Source organism: Paenibacillus psychroresistens (assembly GCF_009728935.1).
Classification (GTDB): Bacteria; Bacillota; Bacilli; order Paenibacillales; family NBRC-103111; genus Paenibacillus_AC; species Paenibacillus_AC psychroresistens.
Map to the genome: position 1 here is coordinate 1,254,409 of NZ_CP034235.1, position 22,759 is coordinate 1,277,167.

Sequence of the window (22,759 nt, forward strand, 5' to 3'; positions counted from 1 at the left end):
ATTGCGCAGCGCTGAGAGTTGAATGACATAAAAAACTAAAAAATATTATAGCAATAATAACAAATATATGTTTTAAAATAAATAATACATAGTGAACTCAAGTCAGGATTTAATGATTAATTAAGCTATTATCTATAAGAAACCAACTAACGGCATACTGGTTAGTTGGTTTTTTTTCTTTGTCACATTTTGTAGCGTTTATTCCGATTATTAGACTTGACTAGATACGAAATGTATCATATAGTAAACGTGTAGGTATCCAGATAATAACAATAAGGGTGAGTAGCGTTGAATACTAAGAGTCGTTATAGAGACCTGTGTAAAATTAATCAAGACATACCTATTTTCTCGCAAGACTGGTGGTTAGATACGGTTGTGGGCGAAAGCAATTGGGATGTAGTCACTATTGAGCGGAACCAAGAAATCATAGCTAGCTTGCCTTATTATAAGACGAAAAAGTATATGTTTGATTTTATAAAGATGCCTATATTTACTCAGTGTATGGGAATTTGGATGAAATACCCGAACGCTCAGAAGTATGAAAGCAAGCTTTCTTATGAAAAAGAGTTATTCTCATTGCTGATCGAAAAGCTGCCTAAATTTGATTTTTTTGTGCAGCATTTTCATTGGTCTATAACCAATTGGTCGCCATTTTTCTGGAGAGGCTTTAAACAAAGCACTCGATATACCTATTTGCTCAAAGATATAACTAATTTAGAGCAGCTGTTTGCTAATTTCAAGGAAAGTACAAGGCGTGAAATCCGCAAGGCGGAAAAAGTTTTAAAAATCATCGAAACTACGGATATTGAAAAATTCTATCTTATCAATAAAAAGTCATATGATAGACAGAAACAGAAAATGCCTTATACCTTTGAGTTTCTTAAGCATTTCGATGAGGTTTGTCAAAGTAAAAACAGTAGGAAAATTTGGTTTGCTATAGATGAGAAAGGGCAAATACATAGTGCTATTTATATTCTTTTTGATAAAAACTCAGCGTATTATCTGATGGGCGGCGGAGATCCCAAATTAAGAACTAGTGGCGCTACATCCTTATTAATATGGACTGCTATACAATACTCATCTACAGTAACTCAATATTTTGATTTCCAAGGAAGCATGCATGAGCCTATTGAGAAGTTCTTCAGAGGCTTTGGTGCTGAACAAAAGCCGTATTTCGAAATTTCCAAAGCTAACGGAAAGCTTATCCAATGGGCATTTTTTCTAAAAGGCGCTTTTTGGTGCATGCAGTTTCCTACTCTATTAAATTCTAATTTAGTGACAATATAAGATTCTTTGCTTTTTGGAGTGCGGCAATTATCTCATCTAGTTCTTGTTCATTCTGAATATGAATGGTAACATATCTCGGGACTGCGCCTCCACTGGAGGTTTCTAGCATGACTGTGCCTTTATCTGTATCCATAATAATTTCTAATTGATCCTTCTCTAGCAATCGTTCCCAAGCCATTTATATTCCCCCATCAATCAATTGTAATATTATGTAATTATAACACGGCAGATCACTTATTCAACGGAAATCTTAGTTGTTGCAAAAAAGTGAGCAATAGCAAAAAAAGCGGCTCCGAGAACCGTAGATTTAGCTCCGAGACTTGAAAACTCTATGCGCATTTCTCGACGAGAATAAGGGAAGGAGCGTTCGGCAATCAGTTGTTGAATGGGTTTAAGCAGCCAAGGCTCGGCCGCTGTTAGGCGACTGCCTATGATAATTAATTCAGGGTTGAAAGTATTCATGATGTTAATAATCCCCATGCCAAGATATTGCCCTGTCTGTACAAGCAACTCAATAACCTCTTGATTTCCTGTTTCAGCCAAGTGAATTAATTCTTGAATGGAAGGGGGGGGATTCGCTGATGCAAAGGATAATGCCTTTGCTTTCTCCAATAAAGCATTCTCCGAAGCATAAAGCTCCCAGCAGCCGATGTTGCCACAGCTGCATTTGCGACCGTGCGCCTCGATAGTGACATGTCCCATTTCCCCGGAAATACCCGAAAAACCACGATAAAGCTCATTTTTAATAATGATGCCCGTCCCAATCCCAACACCTAAGCTTACATAAATCATATTAGAGGTCGATTTACCTGCACCAAATTGTTTTTCACCTACAGCTCCTGCATTTGCCTCATTATCAATAATGACTGGAATATTAAATTCTTCTGCAATTAATGCTTGAATTGAAACATTCTCCCAAGCAAGGTTTGGTGCGAAAACGATCGTACCGGCTTCATTCACCATTCCAGGTACACCAATGCCAATGCCAATTATGCCATACGGGCTTTTTGGGGAGTGCTCAATTAGCTGGCGAATGCAGGTTTTTAGATCTACAACTACAGCATCAACGGATAATGCCTTAAGATCAATCCGTATTTCATCGACGATATTGCCTTCTAGATCCGTTAAAACACCTATAATACAATGGATGTCGAGATCAATCCCAATGGCATATCCAGCACATTTATTGAATAGCAGCATGACAGGCTTGCGTCCGCCGCTCGATTCTCCCATACCGCTTTCTGTTACCATATGAGAAGCGATTAAATCATTTACCAATGAAGAGACAGTGGCTTTAGTTAGACCGGTAACCTCTGAAATGCGTGCTCGAGAGATAGGATATTGCCGCACAATAACATCTAGCACGATGGAGGTGTTTATTTTTTTGATTAAATTTAAATCCCCGGTGATTTTCAAACGATGTGCCTCCATATCAACTTGCTTAGCTATATTTGTGTCTTATTATAGCACATTTTGACAGCTTTAAAACTTAGTTTAATGAATAGACAAACTATGTAAACGGTGTTATGATAGATCTATTCGAACGTTATGGAGGGATTTTTCTTGACCTATTTTGGAAATGTAGCAAAGATTCAATTCGAAGGTAAGCATTCAAACAATCCATTGGCTTTTAAATTTTATAACCCAGAAGAAATCATCGCAGGAAAAACGATGGAAGAGCATTTGCGATTCTCTATAGCCTATTGGCATGCATTTACAGGAACTGGATCAGATCCTTTTGGAGCACCAACGAATATTCGTGGCTGGGATCAATATACAGGAATGGATTTAGCTAAAGCACGTGTTGAAGCAGCATTTGAGCTAATGGAAAAGCTGAGTTTGCCTTTTTTCTGCTTCCATGATCGCGATATTGCTCCAGAAGGCGACACTTTACAGGAAACCAATCGCAACCTTGATACTATTGTTGCCATTATTAAAGAAAACATGAAAACGAGCGGCAGAAAGCTGCTGTGGAATACAGCTAATATGTTCTCGAATCCACGTTTCGTTCACGGTGCAGCAACAACTAGCAATGCAGATGTGTTTGCATATGGCGCTGCGCAAGTTAAGAAAGCTTTAGAAACAGGTAAAGAGCTTGGAGCTGAGAGCTATGTATTCTGGGGTGGCCGTGAAGGATATGAATCCTTATTGAACACAGATATGAAGCTTGAGCTTGATAACTTAGGCAGATTCCTCCATATGGCTGTTGATTATGCCAAGGAAATTGGTTTTGATGCGCAATTCCTAATTGAGCCGAAACCGAAAGAGCCTTCCAAGCACCAATATGATTTTGATGCAGCAACAGCTATTTCATTCTTGCAAACATACGGCTTAGCCGATAAATTCAAAATGAACATTGAAGCGAATCATGCGACTTTGGCAGGACATACCTTCGAGCACGATCTACGCGTTTCACGGATTCATGGGATGCTGGGATCAATCGATGCAAACCAAGGTGATGAGCTGCTTGGCTGGGATACGGATGAGTTCCCAACTAACTTATACTCTTCAACGTTAGCCATGTATGAAGTATTGGAAAATGGCGGTATTGGTAAAGGTGGAGTTAACTTTGATGCTAAGGTTAGACGTGCTTCCTTCGAACCAGATGATTTGATCTATGCGCATATTGCCGGTATGGACACTTTTGCTAGGGGCTTGCAGGTTGCTTCCAAGCTGATCGAGGATCGTGTATTTGACGATATACTAGACAGTCGCTACAAATCATTCCAATCTGGAATCGGACAAGAAATCGTATCCGGAAAAGCGACTTTTCAAACTCTAGAAGCTTATGCTTTGCAAAACCTTCCGATTCGCAACGAATCCGGCAGACAAGAGAAAATTAAAGCTTTATTGAACCAATATATTATAAACGCATAAAAGCACAATAAGAATCGCCCATTATCTTGGCTGCAATAAGCCGATGATAATGGGCGATTTTTGACATCCAACGAGCTAGACTGATCTTGAAACCAGTTGGAAAACGCAGCCACTTGTGTGATACTGTTTCTATAATACGGCTTTTAGAGCTACAATTAAGGATAAAATGGAATTGATACAGAGGCGATGAATAAATGAATAAGGTTTTAAGCAAGACTGCTATAGCATCCACGAAATTAAAAGATGTGAAGCTTTCCCGTATTTTTCAATTATTTAAACGTTATCGCTGGCTATTGGCTGGTATTCTCGGGCTTGCACTAGCTTCAGCGATTATTGGGATAGGGCCTCCATTGATTTTGAAGGAAATTATTGATCGAGCCCTGCCGAATGCGGATAAACCACTTTTGTGGATTTTGGTGGGCTGGATGGTAGCTTTGCCTTTAATTGGCGGATTGCTGAGCGTGTGGCAAAATCATCTTAATAATAAAGTTGGACAAAGCGTCATGCGTGATTTAAGGCATGCTTTATTCGGTAATTTGCAAAAACAATCCATGGCTTTTTTTACACAGTCGCGCTCTGGAGAAGTTATTCAGAGACTAACTGGGGATGTACAAGCCGTACAGAATGTTGTAACAGGAACTGTGGTCAATGCGATAACGCAAATGGTCATAGTGGTGACGACGGTGTTTATTTTATTCCGTTTAAACTGGCAGCTGGCTATACTATCGATGGTTATTCTGCCGATGTTTGTGCTTCCTGTCCGTAAAGTATCGGCGGCGCGCAAGAAGCTGCGACTAGAGACGCAAAAGGTTCGAGGGGATATGGCTTCACAGCTTGGAGAAATTTTTGGAGTTTCTGGTGCTTTACTTACTCGAATATTTGCTAGAGAGAAGCTGCAGGAAACCAAATTTTCTGAATTAAATGAAGAAGTGATGCGGTTAGAGCTGCGCTTAAATTTAATCGGTCGATGGTATGGGATGGTTATAGGAGTATTAGCGCCTGCGGGAACGGCAATTATTTATTTGTACGGGGGCTTTAGTGTCATTAACAGCAGCATGTCTCTAGGTGATATTATTGCTTTTGCAGCCTTTGTGGGCAGACTATATGGACCGATCGCGATTCTCTTAAATTTACAGGTTGAAACCGTAACGGCTTTAGGAGTTTTTCAAAGGCTATTTGAATATTTGGATTTAAAGGCGGAAATTATCGATTCACCAGATGCGGTGCAGCTCCCTATTGTTTCAGGCAGGATTGCTTATAACCAAGTTTCCTTTGCCTATCTACCTGAACGTTATGCATTAAAAGAGGTATCTTTTACTGTAGGGGCGGGAGAGCTTGTTGCTTTCGTTGGGCCAAGTGGTGCAGGAAAATCAACGTTAATTGGTATGATCTCCAGATTATACGATCCAACAAAAGGAAATATCACAATAGATGGTCTAGATATTAAAAAGGTGAAGCTGGATTCTTTAAGAGAGCAGATAGCCTATGTTACTCAGGAATCATTCTTATTTCATGCCAGCATACGCGAGAATTTATTGTTTGCAGTGGATAATGCTTCGCAAGATCAGCTAGAGGATGCGTGCAAGCAAGCTTATATTCATGATTTTATAGCTTCATTGCCAGATGGTTATGACACGATGGTCGGAGAGCGGGGACACCGGCTTTCCGGTGGGGAGCGTCAACGCTTGGCTATTGCCCGCGCTATTCTCAAGAATCCGCGTGTGCTTATTCTCGATGAAGCTACATCCCACTTGGACTCGGAATCGGAAGCTTATGTACAAGCTGCGCTGGAGGAATTAATGCGCAATCGAACGACATTAGTCATTGCACATCGACTTTCAACCGTGCTTGCTGCTAATAAGATTATTGTGCTTGAGGCTGGGATTATCGTTGAAGAAGGGAATCATGATGAATTGCTTGCACGTGAAGGCTTATATGCTAGACTCTTTCGCACACAATTTGCTCGTGTTGCTGGAACTGACGCTGCCCTATAAGTATCACCGTTTTCTTGTTTCAAAAAACTCACAAAGCTGCCGCTGATGATAAGTAAGCTCGCTGACACTGCCTTGAACGGCAATGATTTGATCATCAAACCGAGTGATAACTCCACCTGAATCAACCATGTGATCATTAAGAAATACACGAATGGGAGCTTGACGATCCATAGCTTCTTGAAAGTCCTGATCTGTTTCTAGTCGGCGGTTAATGGCCATAGCTGTATCTCCTTCCTCATTATGTTCAAGTACAAATCCCATTGTAATGGAATACCAGGCTTCAAGCGAGCGAAAATACTTAAATGCGGGTGTAACCGCTATCTTTCCAAACTATGGTATACTAGATCAGTCAGAAAAAAAGAATAGAGGTGTTATTCATGATTTATAAAAAGAATGACAAGAACCTCAATGCAATTACCTTTCTAGAGGGATTGCGCGATGACCCCAAGGATGTTGAAAAGTGCATAGAATTTTTTAGCGCGTTACATCGATTGCCTAAGCATATGCCAAGACCTTTTCTCGAAATAGTCACAGTACTAAAAGAAGAGAAACCGAATTTGTTTAAGCATCTCAAAACACGATTAATTACCAATCGCCCCTTAATTATGTTGTTTGATTTAAATATAGATTACGAGATGGCTAAAGAAAGGTTGCTTCATACTATATTAACGTATTAAGCTTGCTATTGTTAATCTTTCCTCAGTATTAGGTATCATACCTGGCTGAGGTTTTTTTGAAAATAGGACTCCGTATACTTTGTGATATTGGTAGAAAAATGGTAAAATTGTTGGATGCTTTGTTTGCATAATTGTATTATTATGTTAGTCAGGACGTATATATAGCTGAGAGCCTGGAGGAAATAAAAATGTCGATTAAAGCGAAGCTTTCCATGTACCTCTCTAGTATTGTGTTGATTATATTAACTCTGGATACTACCTTAAATTATTGCTCAACAAGAGATGCGCTTGTGTCACAGTCTCAAGGTCCAATCAATGAAGCGGCCAAAGAAATTCTAAGTAAACAATTGATGAATCAAATCACGATTTCAATTTTTCTATTAGTTGGTACTATCGTAATCAGTTACTATATTGCTAGTTTCTTTATTCGGCCATTGAGCCGCATTCTGAAAAAGGTAAATGAAATTTCGGAAGGAAACTTCAATATTAATCACTCTATTCATGGAACAGATGAGTGGGGTATTCTGTCAGAAACAATTTATAAAATGTCATTGAATTTACATGCGAATACGGAGCAGCTGCGAAGAGCCAATGAAACTCTGAGGAGTACCAAGCAGAACATGGACTCGTTTGTTAATCATACCTCGGATGCTTTTGTCGTAGTTGATTTACAGGGGATTGTGCAGCAAGCGAATAAAGCCTATATAGAGCTGTACGGTTGGAGCATGAATGAAACGATAGGCTTTCCGCTCCACACTGTTACGGATTCTTATCAGAGTGAAGCTAATGCGGTGATGCTCAAGCTTAAGAATGGGATCCCGGTCTCAGCATTCGAGAATGTTTGTCAGACCAAGGATGGCAGAATGATTGACGTCAGTACGACAATCTCTGGTATACATAATGAAAAAGACGAGCTGGTCGCCTACGCCTCTATATCTCGTGATATTACCGAACGAAGAAATACGGATGAACTCCTGCGTAGATCGGAGAAGCTTTCCATTGTAGGGCAGCTTGCTGCAGGAGTTGCTCATGAGATTCGTAATCCGTTAACTACGTTACGCGGGTTTGTACAGCTTCAGCATGCTAGAGCCAAAGGCAATCAACAGCATCTCGACATCATGTTATCTGAATTGGACCGAATTAATTTTATTGTCAGCGAATTTTTAATTCTGGCCAAACCGCAAGCAATCAATTTTCAAAAACGGGATTTGGTCTATATTCTACAGGATATTATCTCCTTGCTTGCTTCTCAAGCAAACCTTAACAATATTCAATTCCATTTTGATTGCGCCCCACATATACCACCGATTAATTGTGAAGAGAATCAATTAAAGCAAGTTTTTATCAATATCATTAAGAATGGAATGGAATCTATGCCAGACGGGGGAGAAATTATTATTCAAGTGGGCAACCTCGCTTCGGACGATGTAATGGTACGGATTGCCGATCAAGGCTGCGGGATATCCGAGGAGCAGCTAGCTAGATTAGGCGAGCCCTTTTATACGAATAAAGAAACGGGTACAGGCTTAGGTCTAATGGTTAGCCAACAAATCATCGCTAATCATAAGGGTTCGATGCATTTCGACAGTGAAATAGATAGAGGCACAACAGTCGAAATTATATTGCCAATGGGATAAACCAATTTAAACAAACGAATCGCGAAATGCTTTAGCTAAGCTTAACGGCTCAACCTTCCATAAATCAGCAATTTCGGCACAAACGTTTTCCTCCCACCAATCAGCAAGCTTTTTGCGGTTACTACCATTTTCGGAGATCCAGGGCAGGTTAAATACGACCTTTCTAATATAAATCTGCTCGGCTGCATTCATTTGTTCCTCATTAATAAAGGTTTTAAGCTTTTTAATGGTGCGATAGAGCTCACGGTGGCAGGATCTGCGAATATGTCGTAGTGAAGGCAATTCTTTGGTGTGTTTTTCAGTAGCATAGCTTTTCATGTAGTTCAGCTCCTTTTCGTCCCAATACTAATCATAAATAATGAACCAGTTTATGCGACAACTGACTATATGGTGATTATTTATGGTAGACTGATTGAAAAATGATAATCCATCAAGGAGAGCTATATGGGGCTACTACAGAAATATAAATCCAGAAAGTATTTGCAGCGCGTATTTTTATACATCAATTTAATGATTATTACATTCACGATCGTTTCTTCGACAGCGCTTTATTTATATTCGGAAAGAATAAGCTTGGATTCTCAACGTGAAGCCAATGAGAAAGTGCTCTTACAAATGAATTACAACGTTACCTATATGAACGAAATTGCCAAAAATTTTGCTGTTTCGATGTTTTTTGATCTTGATATTATTTCGCTCCTTAATGACAGCAATTGGGTTGATATTGACCAAATCCAGAAAATTAATCGAATTAACAAGAAAATTAACTCGAATTCGTTCATTCATTCGCTTGTACTCTACAACAGCAAAAAAAATGAGTATTTTACAGGGGGCAATCTTGCAAATCGCGAGGTATTGATAAATACGATGGATGACTATTTATCAGGCCGAAAACAGATGAATAAAATGCAGTTTATTCCCATTAAATTCCCCGCCAAATCGAATGCGACCGAACAAAATATAGATGTGTTCTCCTTATTTATGTATGATTCATTGACCCAATATTCCAAATCGCAAAGTGCTCTGATCATTAATATCAAGCCCGAGTGGCTGTTTCAAAATATAGAAATCATGAATGGATTCTCCGCCAATAAAGCAGGCCGCATGTTTATTATGGACCAAAATTCGGAGGCATTCAGTCCAACCCTGTATCCGAATATTGCCAACGATGAATTAAAGAAACGGATTAACCAGCAAATTAAATCGACTAATAAAACAGCATCTCAATTTACCTATACCTCTAATCATCAAAAACAAATCGTTAATTACATCATAAATAGCCCTAACAACTGGATCATAGTGAATGTGCAGCCTTATGAAGAGCTGCTTGGAGCTGTTAAGAAAATCAGAATTGCTTCGATCATTATTATTCTGGTCTCGATCCTTCTAGCTGCAATCGTCTCCTTATTTGTATCCAATAAACTATATAATCCGGTTGAGCGTTTGTTGAGGCAATTCAGACGTCCCACTGATACAGACCTAGAACAAGCGACAAAGAAAGAGAGATTTGACGAGCTTCACTATATGTCAGCTATTTATAGCAACGTCATGGATAAACTGAATGTAGCCGAAACAACACAGGATATGAATGAGAGCATCGTTAAATCCTATTATCTAAGAAAGCTTATTATGGACAGCTCTTCCTTCTCGCCGGAGGAGCTACGTGAATGTGCAGAGAACCAACGATTTAAAATAGATATGAATAACCCGCTCTTAGTAGGTGTAATCCAAATTGATAATTACCGCAGTTTTTCAGAGTCAAAAACGATTGCCCAGCAAAAACTATATCATTTTGCTCTGACTAATATTTGCGAGGAGATCATCTCCGAGCATATGACCTGTGAGATTATAGAAGCAAGATCAGAGCACCTTGTCTTGTTAGTAAATATTAAAAAGGACTATGAAGCAGCAGCAGCTCAATTACCTGCACTTATTCAAAGAATCCAAGCCATAATGACTGAATATTACCATGTTACTTTTACAGCAGCATTAAGTGAGCCATCATCCGATTACCGTGAGATTACTTACCACTATGGCAAAGCACTGGAATATTTAATGTATCGAATGAATTATGGAACCAACTCTTTAATTACTCCACAGATGGTGCAAACAAACCTTGAAAACCAAGAGCAGCATATCCCCTCAGAGCTAGAGAAAAAGCTGGTTGAAGCGATTAAATCAAATCACCTGGAATCAGTAACAGATCAAATAAATAAAATTCAAATCATGGTTTCCAGAATGAATTCCGATGCTGTGTTTCTTGCATTGATGCACTTAAGCGTAATAATCAGCCAAACCCTTAGGGAAATGAACTACAATAAGCTATCGCCCATCTTAATTGACCTGCGCACATTGAAGCAGAATATTATTGAAAAGGAAACATTGGAAGAGATCTTCTCGGAAATCATCGACTTGTTCAGCAAAATCTTCACAGAGCAATCAGAGCAGGAGGGCAATAAATCTAATGTAATTGTTGATATCATCAAGGAAATTATTCTAACGAACTATTCAGATATGAATTTAAGCCTGCAGGGAATATCGGCTATGCTCAAGATGTCATCCGTTTATGTCGGCAGGGTGTTTAAGAAGCAAGAGGATATCTCGGTGGCAGAATATATTAACGAGCTGCGATTGAGTAAATCGATTGAATTGCTCGTCAATCATAATCTGACTATCCATGAGATTGTCGAAAAAGTCGGATTTGGCAACCAGAACTATTATTTTAAAATGTTTAAGAATAAATTCGGAACCACGCCAAAAGAGTATCGCATTAAAAAATCACTTAACTAAATACATTTATTTTAGAAGCAGAGTAACTATATCTGCTTCTTTTTTTGCATAAAAATATAGATTTCATCTTATTTTGATAGTTACTTTTTAGATATAAGCACAAAAATTAGAGTTTTTATTTAACTGTTTTCAGCGCATGATTAGGTTTGCAAACAGCTAAACTATCGATAAGGAGGTAATTTTTTTGGAATAGAATCAAACAGCATCCCAAGTCCGCTGTGGACCCATGCTCGTTATTTTCCCTTTCTTCCAACTGTTTTTCATTAAAGGGTTAACCGTCAGCGCATTAAAAGGTTAATTGATTTTTTTCCTTATGGCTTTAATTTAAGACGAGACTTGAGAGGAGGCAAGAAGTATACTAGTCTCATCGAATATATTAGACAACTAATAGATTATGGGAGGTTTATTCAATTGAAAAATGTTAAAGGCTCAATCTCAACCTTAGTTTGTGTCATGCTAAGTTTGGTACTGATTCTTAGCGCATGCAGTTCATCTAAAACTGTGAATACTAGTGCAACGCCAGCCATTGCTGTTCCTGAGAAAGAGCTTCCACCTGTTGAATTGATTTGGTATTATCCGCAGCCTAAAGGCCAAGCAGATTTAAAAGCGGTAAATGATGAAATCAATAAAATCATCCAAGCAAAGATCAATGCAACAGTTAAGCTTATGCCAGTCGATTTCGGAAGTTATGAACAGAAGCTGAATACGGTTGTTGCAGCTAATGAAGCGATTGATATTATCTGGTCTTCAAGCTGGTTGTTTGGTTATGTACAGAATCAAGATAAAGGCGCTTTTCAGCCGCTGGACGATCTGTTGAATAAAGAAGGGAAAGTGTTATTTGACTCCATAGACACGAAATTTTGGGAAGATATGAAAATCGGCGGTAAAATTTACGGCGTGCCAAACTATCAAATTTCGGCAAAAAACCCTGGTTTATATGTTCAAAAAAGATTCATCGACAAGTATAATTTCGATGTCAGCACAGTCAAAAAGATCGAGGACATTGAGCCTTTGCTGCAGAAAATTAAAGACGGTGATGCTAAAGATGGGATTGTTCCTTTTGGTGTCGTCCAAGGTTTCTTTGATGAACCTTATTACAATATAGATGGGACTCCTTATGCAAATGTTTATATGAATGATTCCACCAATAAAGTATTAAACCGTGCTTTTATGCCTGAATTTAAACAATATTTAACGATGGTGCATTCATGGTATACCAAGGGCTTTATCAATAAGGATGCAGCAACAATAACCGGTCAAGTTGCCACGGATCCCAAAGGAGAAAGAGCGGTAATCTATGATGTTACCGGAAAACCGGGCGGAGAGATTGATATTCAAGGTCAGAATGGCGGAAACCCAGTCGTGTTTATCCCTCTGGCTAAGCCTTATTTTACAGGAGCTTCCTCCACGTTGAATACCATAAGCCATACATCCAAAAATCCTGAGCGGGCTATGATGTTCTTGCAATTGGTTAACACCGACAAAGCTTTATTCAACTTAATTACTTATGGAATTGAAGGAAAGCATTATACGAAGGTAGACGATAAGTTTATTAAGCTTACTCCAGATAGTACTTACAATCCAACTACGGACTGGGTATTCGGCAACACGACTAATGGATATTTACCAGAGGGAGCTCCGGCAGATAAGTTTGAACTGACCAAAAAAGTAAATGATGCAGCAGCTGTTTCACCTTATTATGGCTTTGTTTTCGACCCTGAACCAGTGAAAACAGAATTAGCCAATACCAAGGCTGTAGACGATGAATATGGGCCTGGTCTCGGATCAGGCACGGTTGACCCGGATAAATATTTACCGATTTTACAAGATAAGCTGAAAAAAGCCGGAGTCGATAAAATTATTGCAGAGCAACAAAAACAATTAGACGAATGGCTTAAAACAAGAGCTAAGTAGATTGTAAGTAAATAGTAAGGAAATGAGTAAAGACGAAGATCTTGTGTTGTTGCCAATGTAGGTTCCTTCGTCCGCACTTATATTTACTATCCAAGGTATGATTTCTAAAATTTAAAGGAGCGTGTTCATTTTGTTCAAAGTCAAAAAGTTCTTCTCCATTCTAATTTCCTTAATGATTATGTTAACTCTGGTTTATCAACCCAATTCCGCTTATATCGGTACCGCTCATGCAACTGATATTGCCTATTATGTATCACCTAGCGGGAACGATTCTACTGGAAATGGGTCCATCGGCAGTCCATATAAAACGATCACTAAGGCACGAGACGTGATTAGAGCCTTCATATCGGGAGGAATGACGGGTAACATAACAGTCTACTTAAGAGGTGGATCTTACTTCCAGACTTCAAAAGTGTCTTTTAATGAAAGCGATTCCGGCAGAAACGGATATACGATAAAATACACGAACTATACAGGTGAAGAGCCAATTATTTATGGCGGCGAGAAATTAACGGGATGGACTCTACATTCAGGAAGCATATATAAGAAGAACGTGGGTACAGATTGGAGTTCTAACTACCTGACTGAAAACGGGGTTTTAGGAACTAAGGCGCGATACCCCAATTCCGGGTATAAGACAGTTGCAGCTCCTTATGTTTCAAGCGATCCTCGAAATAAATTTCATTTCAGCCCAGGCGATATCCCAAGCATAAGTAATCTAAGCGATGCTGAGATCTATGTATGGCCAGGCGGACCTGAAGGGACACACAATTGGTTTGCCGGAGTGGTGCCAATCGCGACAATAGATGATGTTTCAAATTTGGTTGGATTAGAAAGTCCTGCATTTTATGAATTGGGGGTAGGTACACGATATTTTGTTCAAGGAGCGATTGAATTATTGGATCAACCGGGAGAATTTTACCTGGATACTAACGCGGGGATGCTGTATTACTGGCCAATGAACCCAAACATTGAGACGCTGGAGATTGCGGCTGCAAGGTCCGATACGCTTTTTGAATTTAAAGGCAGTTCAACAAGCAATCTTGTACAGAACATCATAGTTGAAGGCATTACATTCAGTACTTCTAATTATATTGACGATTATGAATCCGCCGGATTGATCACGCTTGAGAATGCGCAATATATTACAGTAGCCAACTCCAAACTTCATAATTCCGGAACAAATGGCATATTGGGCGTCAATTATGTGAAGAACAATACTTTTTCAGGAAACCTTATCTATGACATAGGTGTAAGCGGTGTCTTCCTTCATGTTAAAGATGGACAACTAGGCGATAACCTGAGCCAGTATAATACTATTACTAATAACCATATCTACAATCTCGGTCAGACGATTGGGCATGGAAATGGTATCGAACTTAAGCATAGCGGCTACAATACGGTTTCCTACAACAGAATACATGACAGTAAGAGGTTCGGAATCAGAGTTGTTACTAATTCTCTAGAATACGGGGGGACCATTGCCAACTCCGAAACAAAAGGTAATGTTTTCGAATTCAACGATCTCTTCAATTGCATGACTGACTCCCAGGACGGCGGGTTATTCTATACATGGGGCACCACTACCGAGAATACATTCAGAAATAACATGCTTCATGACAGCAACGTCTATTTCTCTTATGGCTTCGGCTATTACAATGATGATGATACCGACAGAATGAATGCTCATGATAATCTGATCTACGGCTTACAGAGACAAGCTTCTGGAGGAGCATTAAACGCTGCGGTTGTTATCAGAGGTACCAATAACAAATTCAATAACAATGTTGTAGCCAATAATCCATTAACTACGTTAGGCGCGTTGGAATATTTTACGAGTCAGACTTCAACTGGTGGTCGCAGAAATACAACCAATATAGAAGTCAACCATAATATCATTTTCAATTCAGCTCCTACAGACAGCTTAAACCACTGGTATGACGGAGTTATACACCATAATCTCGATTGGAACACCGGCAGGTTTGGTTCCGTTGACTACAACCTCGCCTTTAATAGCACCGGAGGTCATAACGTTCAAACCACTAATCAACTAGAAAACGCTGTAGGCTGGTCGAGATGGCAAACGATTGGTTTTGATACAAATTACCCTGTAGGGCTGAATGCTCTTGGTTATGATACACATTCCATAGCAGGGCAGAACCCTCAGTTCATGGATGCGGCTCAATCCGATTATCGTTTAAAGCCCAATTCTCCTGCATATGCCTTGGGTTATCATGATATTAATGCCGAACCGATGGGATTGCTGAGCACTTTCAATTTCACGGATTCAAGCGAATCGATTGACAAGTTGTTTATAAAGTCAGCAACAACGAATGCTGGCAATGCAACTGTCGAAGTATTGTCAAACAGCACGGTTCAGCTAACAGTATCAGGAAGAACATTATCCGGTTATTTGTTGCCTAATTTAGCGGGTTATACAACATATGCAAGCGCTGATTCAGCTATTGCATCAGTAAACAGCAGCGGACTGGTCACAGCTAATGCTCCAGGTATTGCAAAAATAACAGCCACTGTTACAAAGAATGCTATAGTGAAAACGGTAGACATCTATATTAAAACAGCGGAAGCGGCTCCTACACCAGCACCAACGCTGCCATTCTCTGATAATTTTGAGAGCGAATCAGATACTTGGACAGAAGTAGTCGGAGCATGGGATATCATTACTGATGGAACACAGGTTTACACTCAGACGAATGCGGTGGGTGAAGCATTTGCAACCGCTGGAAATCCTTCTTGGAGCAACTACTCTGTATCGGCAGATGTTAAACGACTAAGCGGGACCAGCGCGGCAATCGTCGGAAGGTTATTTGCAAATGATCAGTTCTACCAGTTTGAAATCACGGGTACCCACTGGTTTATTTACAAAAATGACAGGGCTCAATGGACTCAATTGGCTGGAGGCAGCTACAATTCAGATACATCTACATTCTATAATCTAAAAATGGAGTTTAACAGCAGTAACATAACTGCTTTCATTAATGATATAGAGGTAGGCACGGCAACGGATTCGACCTTCAGTACAGGGAAAATTGGTTTAAGACAATACTCGAGCACAGCTAAATATGATAATGTTTCGGTGCAGAGTATAGAGGAAGCACCAACACCAAATGCTCTATTGTCCGGTCCGGATTATGTGCTTGCTGGAAATACATTGGACATGACGTACAGCTTAGTCAACGTCACCTCTAATGTTTATGCGAAAGAATTAACTGTCAATTTCGATCCAACAATACTTCAATATGAGGGTGCTTCATCACTCATCGATGGATTTGATGTAATCTTGGATTCCCAGACACCAGGCAAAGTAAGAATTATCGAAGCGAGCACGGGACCTGATAGTGGATTTTCAGGGACAATAGACCTGCTACTACTGCACTTTTTAGCTTTGACACCTGGCGAGGGCGATATCTACCTTACTGATGTTAAAGTTGCAGATGATGGGGGTAACGTAACTGACTTGGACGTCGGTTTAGCTCATCATGTTGTAATTACGGATAGAGCAGCTTTGAATGAGAAGATTACAGAGGCTGTAAACTCAATTACAAATGCTCAAATACACGAAACACTTTGGGGACATTACAAACAGAGTGTCGTAAATGCATTGAATACTGCTAATCAAAATGCGAATCTAGTTACAAATAACGTTGCCGCTTCGCAGACGCAGGTGGATGCAGCTGAAATTGCTTTAGCAGCTTCATTGGAAACATTCAGGAACGCAGTGAATGCTACTGCATCAATCGGTGATTTGTCACTGGTGGCATCCAATTACGGAGCGAGTTCAACTAGCAGCAACTGGGCTACTATACAAATGTATGACCTCGATCATGATAATAAGTTAGACATTGTCGACCTAGTTGCTATAGCAAGAATAATATTGGGTATTATTTAATTGTAGCGAATTGGAAAAAGGCGAATGCCTTTTTCCTATCTCTATAACAAACAAGATTTTTATCAATTCTACTATGAGAGGAAGTTGAAACCATTGAAACAAAGGCTGTTATCATTTGGATTTATCTTTATAATGATTTTTATGGTTTTTCCAAATACGATATTTGCAGTAGCACCTACTTTTTCAATCTCAATCGTCAATTCAAATCCGAATGTCGGTGATGAGGTTGAGGTAGTCATACAAGCGAATAATGTTAATAATATGTATGGATTTGAAATCAATCTCTCTTTCGAACCGAATTTATGGGATACGCATACAATCTCTTTTAGTTCTGCACTGACAGGATTCAAACAAATCGTCAATCCTGAATTGTTAGAACAAGGACATTTAAGATTCGTCTATGCGAATGCTGGGGCTGCAGTAGGTGGAAATGTAACACTTGGCATCGCCAAATTTAAAGCTAAGCAGAATGGAGTAAACCTTATTACACTTGATAGTATCAAGATGGTTTATTCCAATGACCATTCTGAAACCTTTAATCCAGGGGTAACAGCAAATGTTAAAATTGGTTCAGATTCGTCACCAGCACCAGCATCATCGATGCCAACACCAACGACAACATCGACATCAACTCCAGCACCAACACCAACATCGACACCAGCACCAACAACGATCACGCCACCTGGGACCATGACGGTTAAGGCAAGCCTGGACACTAACGGAAAAGCAGTGGCCGACGTGAATACAAATCTGCTCCATGCGGCTATTCTAAATGCGAAAGACTTTGCTGTAGAAATTAGCATTGAAGGCATAGAATCAGCCAAAGAAATAATCGTTAATCTTACTGGTGATTCAATCAAGACAGCACTCGATAATAACATCAAGCAGTTAAAAATTAAAATAGGACTTGCCATAATCTCGATTTCAACGGATCTATTGAAAAATGACGGCGTAACTTCCGGCAATGTTCAGCTCTCCGTTTCGATTCTAGATTCCTCAACCATGTCTGATGAAGTGAAAGAAGCTGTCGGAAGCAATCCGATATACGACTTCAACCTCAGTGTCGATGGGAAGAAGATTAGCCAGTTCGGCGATAACGCCGTGACAGTTAAGTTGAACTACACTTTGAAACTTGGAGAAGACACGGATCAGATTATTATTTACTACATTAATGATAACGGCAAGCTGGAAATTGAGAAGAACGGCAAATACGATGCGGCAACCGCTCAAATCATATTCAGCCCTGCACATTTCAGTAAGTATGCAGCATCATATAACGAAGTAAGCTTTAACGATCTTGCAAATGTATCGTGGGCAAAAGATAGTATCCAAGCGTTGGCAGCCAGAAGCATTGTCAAAGGAGTTGGGGCAGGCAGCTTTAATCCTGACAAATTGCTTACAAGGGCTGAGTTAATTACCATGCTGATGAATGGCTTTGATTTAATTGACAGCAATGCTAAAACTTCGCTAAGTGATGTGAAAAACGATACATGGTATTACAGTGCAATCGCATCGGCACAACAACTCGGCATCATCAAAGGTAAATCAGACGGCAGTTTTGGCATCAACGATAAGATCACGAGGCAGGATATGGCGGTCATGATTTACAACACGGGGTTGGTGGTAAAAGCTAACCTGAACGGAAACGGAGAAATAGCTTTATTCACTGACCAATCCGCTATCGCGACTTACGCCTTACAAGCGGTAACAGTCATTCAACAGGCTGGAATCATCAATGGTGTTGGGAATGGAACATTCGCACCGCGAGGTGTTGCAACAAGAGCTCAAGCAGCTGTTATCATTTGGAGAATGCTTTCTAAAGTTAAGTAAAGACGACACCCAAAGAGTATCGAATCAAAAAAACGCTGGTTTAAATACAATTTTTGGGAGCAGACCAATGGATCTGCTTCTTTTTTTGCACAAAAGTATAGATTTCACCCTATTTTGATAGTTACTTTTCAGATATAAGCACAAAAATTAGAGTTTTTATTTAACTGTTTTCAGCGCATGATTAGGTTTGCAAACAGCTAAACTATCGATAAGGAGGCAAACTTTTTGGAACAGAATCAAACAGCATCCCAAGTCCCGCTGTATAGTGGGAAACCCGAACAGGGCTTCTTTTCAAAAAAATGGCGGTTCTTCAAAAAAAACTTTGAATTGTCAGCTCTATCATTTCCAGCAATAGTAGTCATTATTGTACTGTCTTATATTCCAATGTTCGGTATCATTATCGCCTTCAAGAATTTCCATTATGATCTTGGATTTTGGGGCAGTAAATGGATTGGATTCAAGAATTTTGAGTTTCTCTTTAAAACCGATGCGGCTGTCCGCATTACCCGAAATACCATACTTTATAATTTGGGCTACATGATTACTACAACCAGTGCAGCGTTGGCATTGGCTGTCCTGTTAAATGAGATAGGCAAAAGGTGGCTGAAGCTCTACCAGACAGCCTTATTCTTACCGTATTTTCTCTCCTGGGTTGTAGTCGGTTATATTGCGCTTGCGTTTTTAGATAATGAGAATGGATATATTAATCAAATTCTTGTCCAGCTCGGTTTCGAAAAGGTAGCCTTTTACTTTGAAGCGAAATATTGGCCGTATATTCTGAATGCCTTTCAATTGTGGAAGAATATCGGGTTTTCAACCTTAATCTACTATGCTGGTATTCTTAGTATCGATGCGGAATTATATGAAGCGGCGCGGATGGACGGAGCTACAAGACTTCAGATGATCCGCAGAATAACCTTGCCTTTGCTTAAGCCGTTGATCATCATATTGCTCATTCTCAGTCTAGGCAATATGTTCCGCGGAGACTTCGGATTACATTATTTTATACCTAATAATGTAGGTTTAATCTATTCTTCTACGGATATCATTGATACGTATGTTTATAGGGCATTAAGCTCATTAGGCGATGTTGGCATGGCGTCAGCGGTTGGTTTGTACCAATCGGTTGTCGGACTCGTACTTGTTCTATTAGCTAACTATATCGTTCGAAAGGTTAATGATGAAAATTCACTTTTTTAGGAGCGAAACATGATGCAAAACGTTGCAAAAGCGTATAAGGCACAAAGCTTTAACACTTTGATTATCCACATCATCTTTATATTAGTCACTTTAAGCATGCTGCTGCCTTTTATTCTGGTAATCATAATCTCGATAACAGATGAACAATCCCTATCGCTCAGCGGGTATCAATTGATCCCTGAGAAAATAAGCTTTAGTGCTTATCAATATTTCTTTAAAGCACCTCAAATTCTAATTCGCGCTTATGGTGTAACTACTTTCGTAACAGTAATAGGAACGGTCATCAGCTTATTGCTGACTGCTACGCTGGGATATGCCATTTCAAGGCGGGATTACGGCTATAACCGGATTTTAACTTTTTTTATCTTTTTTACAATGCTTTTTAACGGTGGATTAGTCCCCTTTTATATCTTGATGACGCAATGGCTGCATCTGGGAGATACTATATTCGCTTTAATAGTTCCAGGCTTGATAAATCCCTTTTATATTCTAATTATGAAAGGGTTTATGTCCAAAATCCCCATGGAAATTATTGAATCTGCCAAAATAGACGGGGCTCGGGAATGGCGGATTTTTTATCGGATCATCCTTCCGCTTTCGATGCCAGCGCTCGCTACACTCGGTCTATTTATTTCTTTCGCCTATTGGAATGAGTGGTTTAATGGGCTCTTATTTATTAATAACGAGAGGCTGGTTCCCTTGCAGCTGCTTCTAATTCGTTCTTTAAAGACGCTTGATTTTATAACATCGCGTCCAGAATTCAGCGCCTCTGTAATAAGTCTCGATATGTCGCAATTCCCGCAAAAAGCAGCTAAATTCGCTATAGCGATTATCGCCGGAGGACCCATGCTCGTTATTTTCCCTTTCTTCCAACGGTTTTTCATTAAAGGTCTAACCGTCGGCGCTTTAAAAGGTTAATTGATTTTTCCCTTAATGGCTTTAATTTAAGGTGAGACTTGAGAGGAGGCAAGAAGCATATTAGTCTCATCAAATTTATATAAGACTACTAATAGATTATGGGAGGTTTATTCAATTGAAAAATGTTAAAGGCTCTATCTCAACTCTAGTTTGTGTCATGTTAAGTTTGGTACTGATTCTCAGCGCATGCGGTTCATCTAAAACTGCGACTCCTAGTACAACGCCAGCCCTTGCTGCTACTGATACCGCGGCAACACCTGAAGCGACACCTGAAGCGACGCCTGTTCCTGAGAAAGAGCTTCCACCTGTTGAATTGATTTGGTATTATCCGCAGCCTAAAGCCCAAGCAGATTTAAAAGCGGTAAATGATGAAATCAATAAAATCACGCAAGCTAAGATCAATGCAACAGTTAAGCTTATGCCAGTCGATTTCGGAGGTTATGAGCAGAAGCTGAATACGGTTGCTGCAGCTAATGAAGCGATTGATATTATCTGGTCTTCAAGCTGGTTGTTTAGTTATGTACAGAATCAAGGCAAAGGCGCCTTTCAGCCGCTAGACGATCTGTTGAATAAAGAAGGGAAAGTGTTATTTGATTCCATTGACGCGAAATTTTGGGAAGATATGAAAATCGGCGGTAAAATTTACGGCGTGCCAAACTATCAAATTTCGGCTAAAAACCCTGGATTATATGTTCAGAAAAGATTTATCGACAAGTATAATTTCGATGTCAGCACGGTCAAAAAATTCGAGGATATCGAGCCTTTGCTGCAGAAAATTAAAGACGGTGATGCTAAAGATGGGATTGTTCCTTTTGGTGTCGTCCAAGGCTTCTTTGATGAACCTTATTACAATATAGATGGGACTCCTTATGCAAATGTTTATATGAATGATTCCACCAATAAAGTATTAAACCGTGCTTTTATGCCTGAATTTAAACAATATTTAACAATGGTGCGTTCATGGTATACCAAGGGCTTTATCAATAAGGATGCAGCAACAATAACCGGCCAAGTTGCCACGGATCCAAAAGGAGAAAGAGCGGTAATCTATGATGTTACCGGAAAACCGGGTGGAGAGATTGATATTCAAGCTCAGAATGGCGGAAACCCAGTCGTGTTTATCCCCCTGGCTAAGCCTTATTTTACAGGAGCTTCCTCCACGTTGAATACCATAAGCCATACATCGAAAAATCCGGAGCGGGCTATGATGTTCTTGCAGTTGGTTAACACCGACAAAGCTTTATACAACTTAATCACTTATGGAATTGAAGGAAAGCATTACACGAAGATAGACGATAAGTTTATTAAGCTTACTCCAGATAGTACTTACAATCCAACTACGGATTGGGTATTCGGCAATACGACTAATGGATATTTACCTGAGGGAGCTCCGGCAGATAAGTTTGAGCTGACCAAAAAAGTAAATGATGCAGCAGCTGTTTCACCTTATTACGGCTTTGTTTTCGACCCTGAACCAGTAAAAACAGAATTAGCTAATACGAAGGCTGTATCTGATGAGTATTCATTTGCTCTCGCTACAGGCACGATTGATCCAGAAAAGTATTTACCAATTTTACAAGATAAGCTGAAAAAAGCCGGAGTCGATAAAATTACTGCAGAGCAACAAAAACAATTAGACGAATGGCTTAAAACTAAAGCAAAATAGTTTTTAATGAAAATGAGTGCAGTTGAAGACCTGCTGCAATTGGCGCCATAGGTAGCCTT

At 39.7% G+C, this 22,759-nt stretch carries 16 protein-coding genes; 12 read left to right on the forward strand and 4 right to left on the reverse strand.

The genetic code is table 11. The features are described 5' to 3' along the window. Positions 1–288 precede the first annotated feature (288 nt). Complete coding sequence (locus tag EHS13_RS05700; RefSeq protein WP_155699433.1) at positions 289–1,287, forward strand: GNAT family N-acetyltransferase; 999 nt, start codon at positions 289–291, stop codon at positions 1,285–1,287. Here the strand turns inward: EHS13_RS05700 and EHS13_RS05705 are convergent. Further along, positions 1,268–1,465: a hypothetical protein gene (locus EHS13_RS05705; protein WP_155699434.1), complete on the reverse strand. Its 198-nt coding sequence runs from the start codon at positions 1,463–1,465 to the stop codon at positions 1,268–1,270. The two genes, EHS13_RS05700 and EHS13_RS05705, sit on opposite strands and share 20 nt — an antisense overlap. Before the next feature lie 56 nt (positions 1,466–1,521). Beyond that, positions 1,522–2,703, reverse strand: coding sequence for an ROK family transcriptional regulator (locus EHS13_RS05710; protein WP_227013804.1), 1,182 nt, complete (start codon positions 2,701–2,703; stop codon positions 1,522–1,524). A 147-nt stretch (positions 2,704–2,850) separates the two neighbouring features. Between EHS13_RS05710 and xylA the strand changes: the two genes are divergently transcribed. After that, the gene (gene xylA, locus EHS13_RS05715; protein WP_155699436.1) at positions 2,851–4,164 is read left to right on the forward strand and encodes a xylose isomerase; all 1,314 of its coding nucleotides are present in this window, start codon (positions 2,851–2,853) and stop codon (positions 4,162–4,164) included. 194 nt (positions 4,165–4,358) lie between these two features. Beyond that, positions 4,359–6,158, forward strand: coding sequence for an ABC transporter ATP-binding protein (locus EHS13_RS05720; RefSeq protein WP_155699437.1), 1,800 nt, complete (start codon positions 4,359–4,361; stop codon positions 6,156–6,158). Between the two features lie 3 nt (positions 6,159–6,161). Here EHS13_RS05720 and EHS13_RS05725 read toward each other — a convergent pair whose 3' ends face one another. Next, positions 6,162–6,377 (reverse strand): hypothetical protein, encoded by a 216-nt coding sequence (locus EHS13_RS05725; RefSeq protein ID WP_155699438.1) that lies wholly within the window; start codon positions 6,375–6,377, stop codon positions 6,162–6,164. 158 nt (positions 6,378–6,535) lie between these two features. Here EHS13_RS05725 and EHS13_RS05730 point away from each other — a divergent pair, with 158 nt between their 5' ends. Both EHS13_RS05730 and EHS13_RS05735 read left to right on the forward strand, forming a co-directional pair. After that, positions 6,536–6,835 carry a hypothetical protein gene (locus tag EHS13_RS05730; protein WP_155699439.1) on the forward strand — a complete coding sequence of 100 codons (300 nt, stop codon included), beginning with the start codon at positions 6,536–6,538 and terminating at the stop codon, positions 6,833–6,835. Positions 6,836–7,023: 188 nt separating this feature from the next. Then, entirely contained in the window at positions 7,024–8,472 is a 1,449-nt protein-coding gene (locus EHS13_RS05735; RefSeq protein ID WP_155699440.1) for an ATP-binding protein, read from the forward strand. Positions 8,473–8,478: 6 nt separating this feature from the next. Here the strand turns inward: EHS13_RS05735 and EHS13_RS05740 are convergent, their stop codons facing one another. Continuing rightward, on the reverse strand, positions 8,479–8,790 hold the full coding sequence (locus EHS13_RS05740) for a dehydrogenase (RefSeq protein WP_155699441.1): 312 nt from the start codon (positions 8,788–8,790) through the stop codon (positions 8,479–8,481). Positions 8,791–8,982: 192 nt separating this feature from the next. Here EHS13_RS05740 and EHS13_RS05745 point away from each other — a divergent pair, with 192 nt between their 5' ends. From EHS13_RS05745 to EHS13_RS05775, 7 genes are all read left to right on the forward strand, one after another. After that, positions 8,983–11,262 carry a helix-turn-helix domain-containing protein gene (locus EHS13_RS05745; RefSeq protein WP_227013805.1) on the forward strand — a complete coding sequence of 760 codons (2,280 nt, stop codon included), beginning with the start codon at positions 8,983–8,985 and terminating at the stop codon, positions 11,260–11,262. A 411-nt stretch (positions 11,263–11,673) separates the two neighbouring features. Beyond that, positions 11,674–13,176 (forward strand): ABC transporter substrate-binding protein, encoded by a 1,503-nt coding sequence (locus tag EHS13_RS05750; protein WP_155699443.1) that lies wholly within the window; start codon positions 11,674–11,676, stop codon positions 13,174–13,176. A gap of 130 nt (positions 13,177–13,306) precedes the next feature. After that, on the forward strand, positions 13,307–17,086 hold the full coding sequence (locus tag EHS13_RS05755; RefSeq protein WP_155699444.1) for an Ig-like domain-containing protein: 3,780 nt from the start codon (positions 13,307–13,309) through the stop codon (positions 17,084–17,086). Positions 17,087–17,227: 141 nt separating this feature from the next. After that, positions 17,228–18,916, forward strand: a complete 1,689-nt coding sequence (locus tag EHS13_RS05760; RefSeq protein ID WP_227013806.1) for an S-layer homology domain-containing protein — start codon at positions 17,228–17,230, stop codon at positions 18,914–18,916. A gap of 225 nt (positions 18,917–19,141) precedes the next feature. Continuing rightward, on the forward strand, positions 19,142–20,116 hold the full coding sequence (locus EHS13_RS05765) for an ABC transporter permease subunit (RefSeq protein ID WP_227013807.1): 975 nt from the start codon (positions 19,142–19,144) through the stop codon (positions 20,114–20,116). A 9-nt stretch (positions 20,117–20,125) separates the two neighbouring features. Next, positions 20,126–21,034: a carbohydrate ABC transporter permease gene (locus EHS13_RS05770; RefSeq protein ID WP_227013808.1), complete on the forward strand. Its 909-nt coding sequence runs from the start codon at positions 20,126–20,128 to the stop codon at positions 21,032–21,034. 115 nt (positions 21,035–21,149) lie between these two features. Then, the gene (locus EHS13_RS05775; RefSeq protein ID WP_155699446.1) at positions 21,150–22,700 is read left to right on the forward strand and encodes an ABC transporter substrate-binding protein; all 1,551 of its coding nucleotides are present in this window, start codon (positions 21,150–21,152) and stop codon (positions 22,698–22,700) included. Positions 22,701–22,759 lie beyond the last annotated feature (59 nt).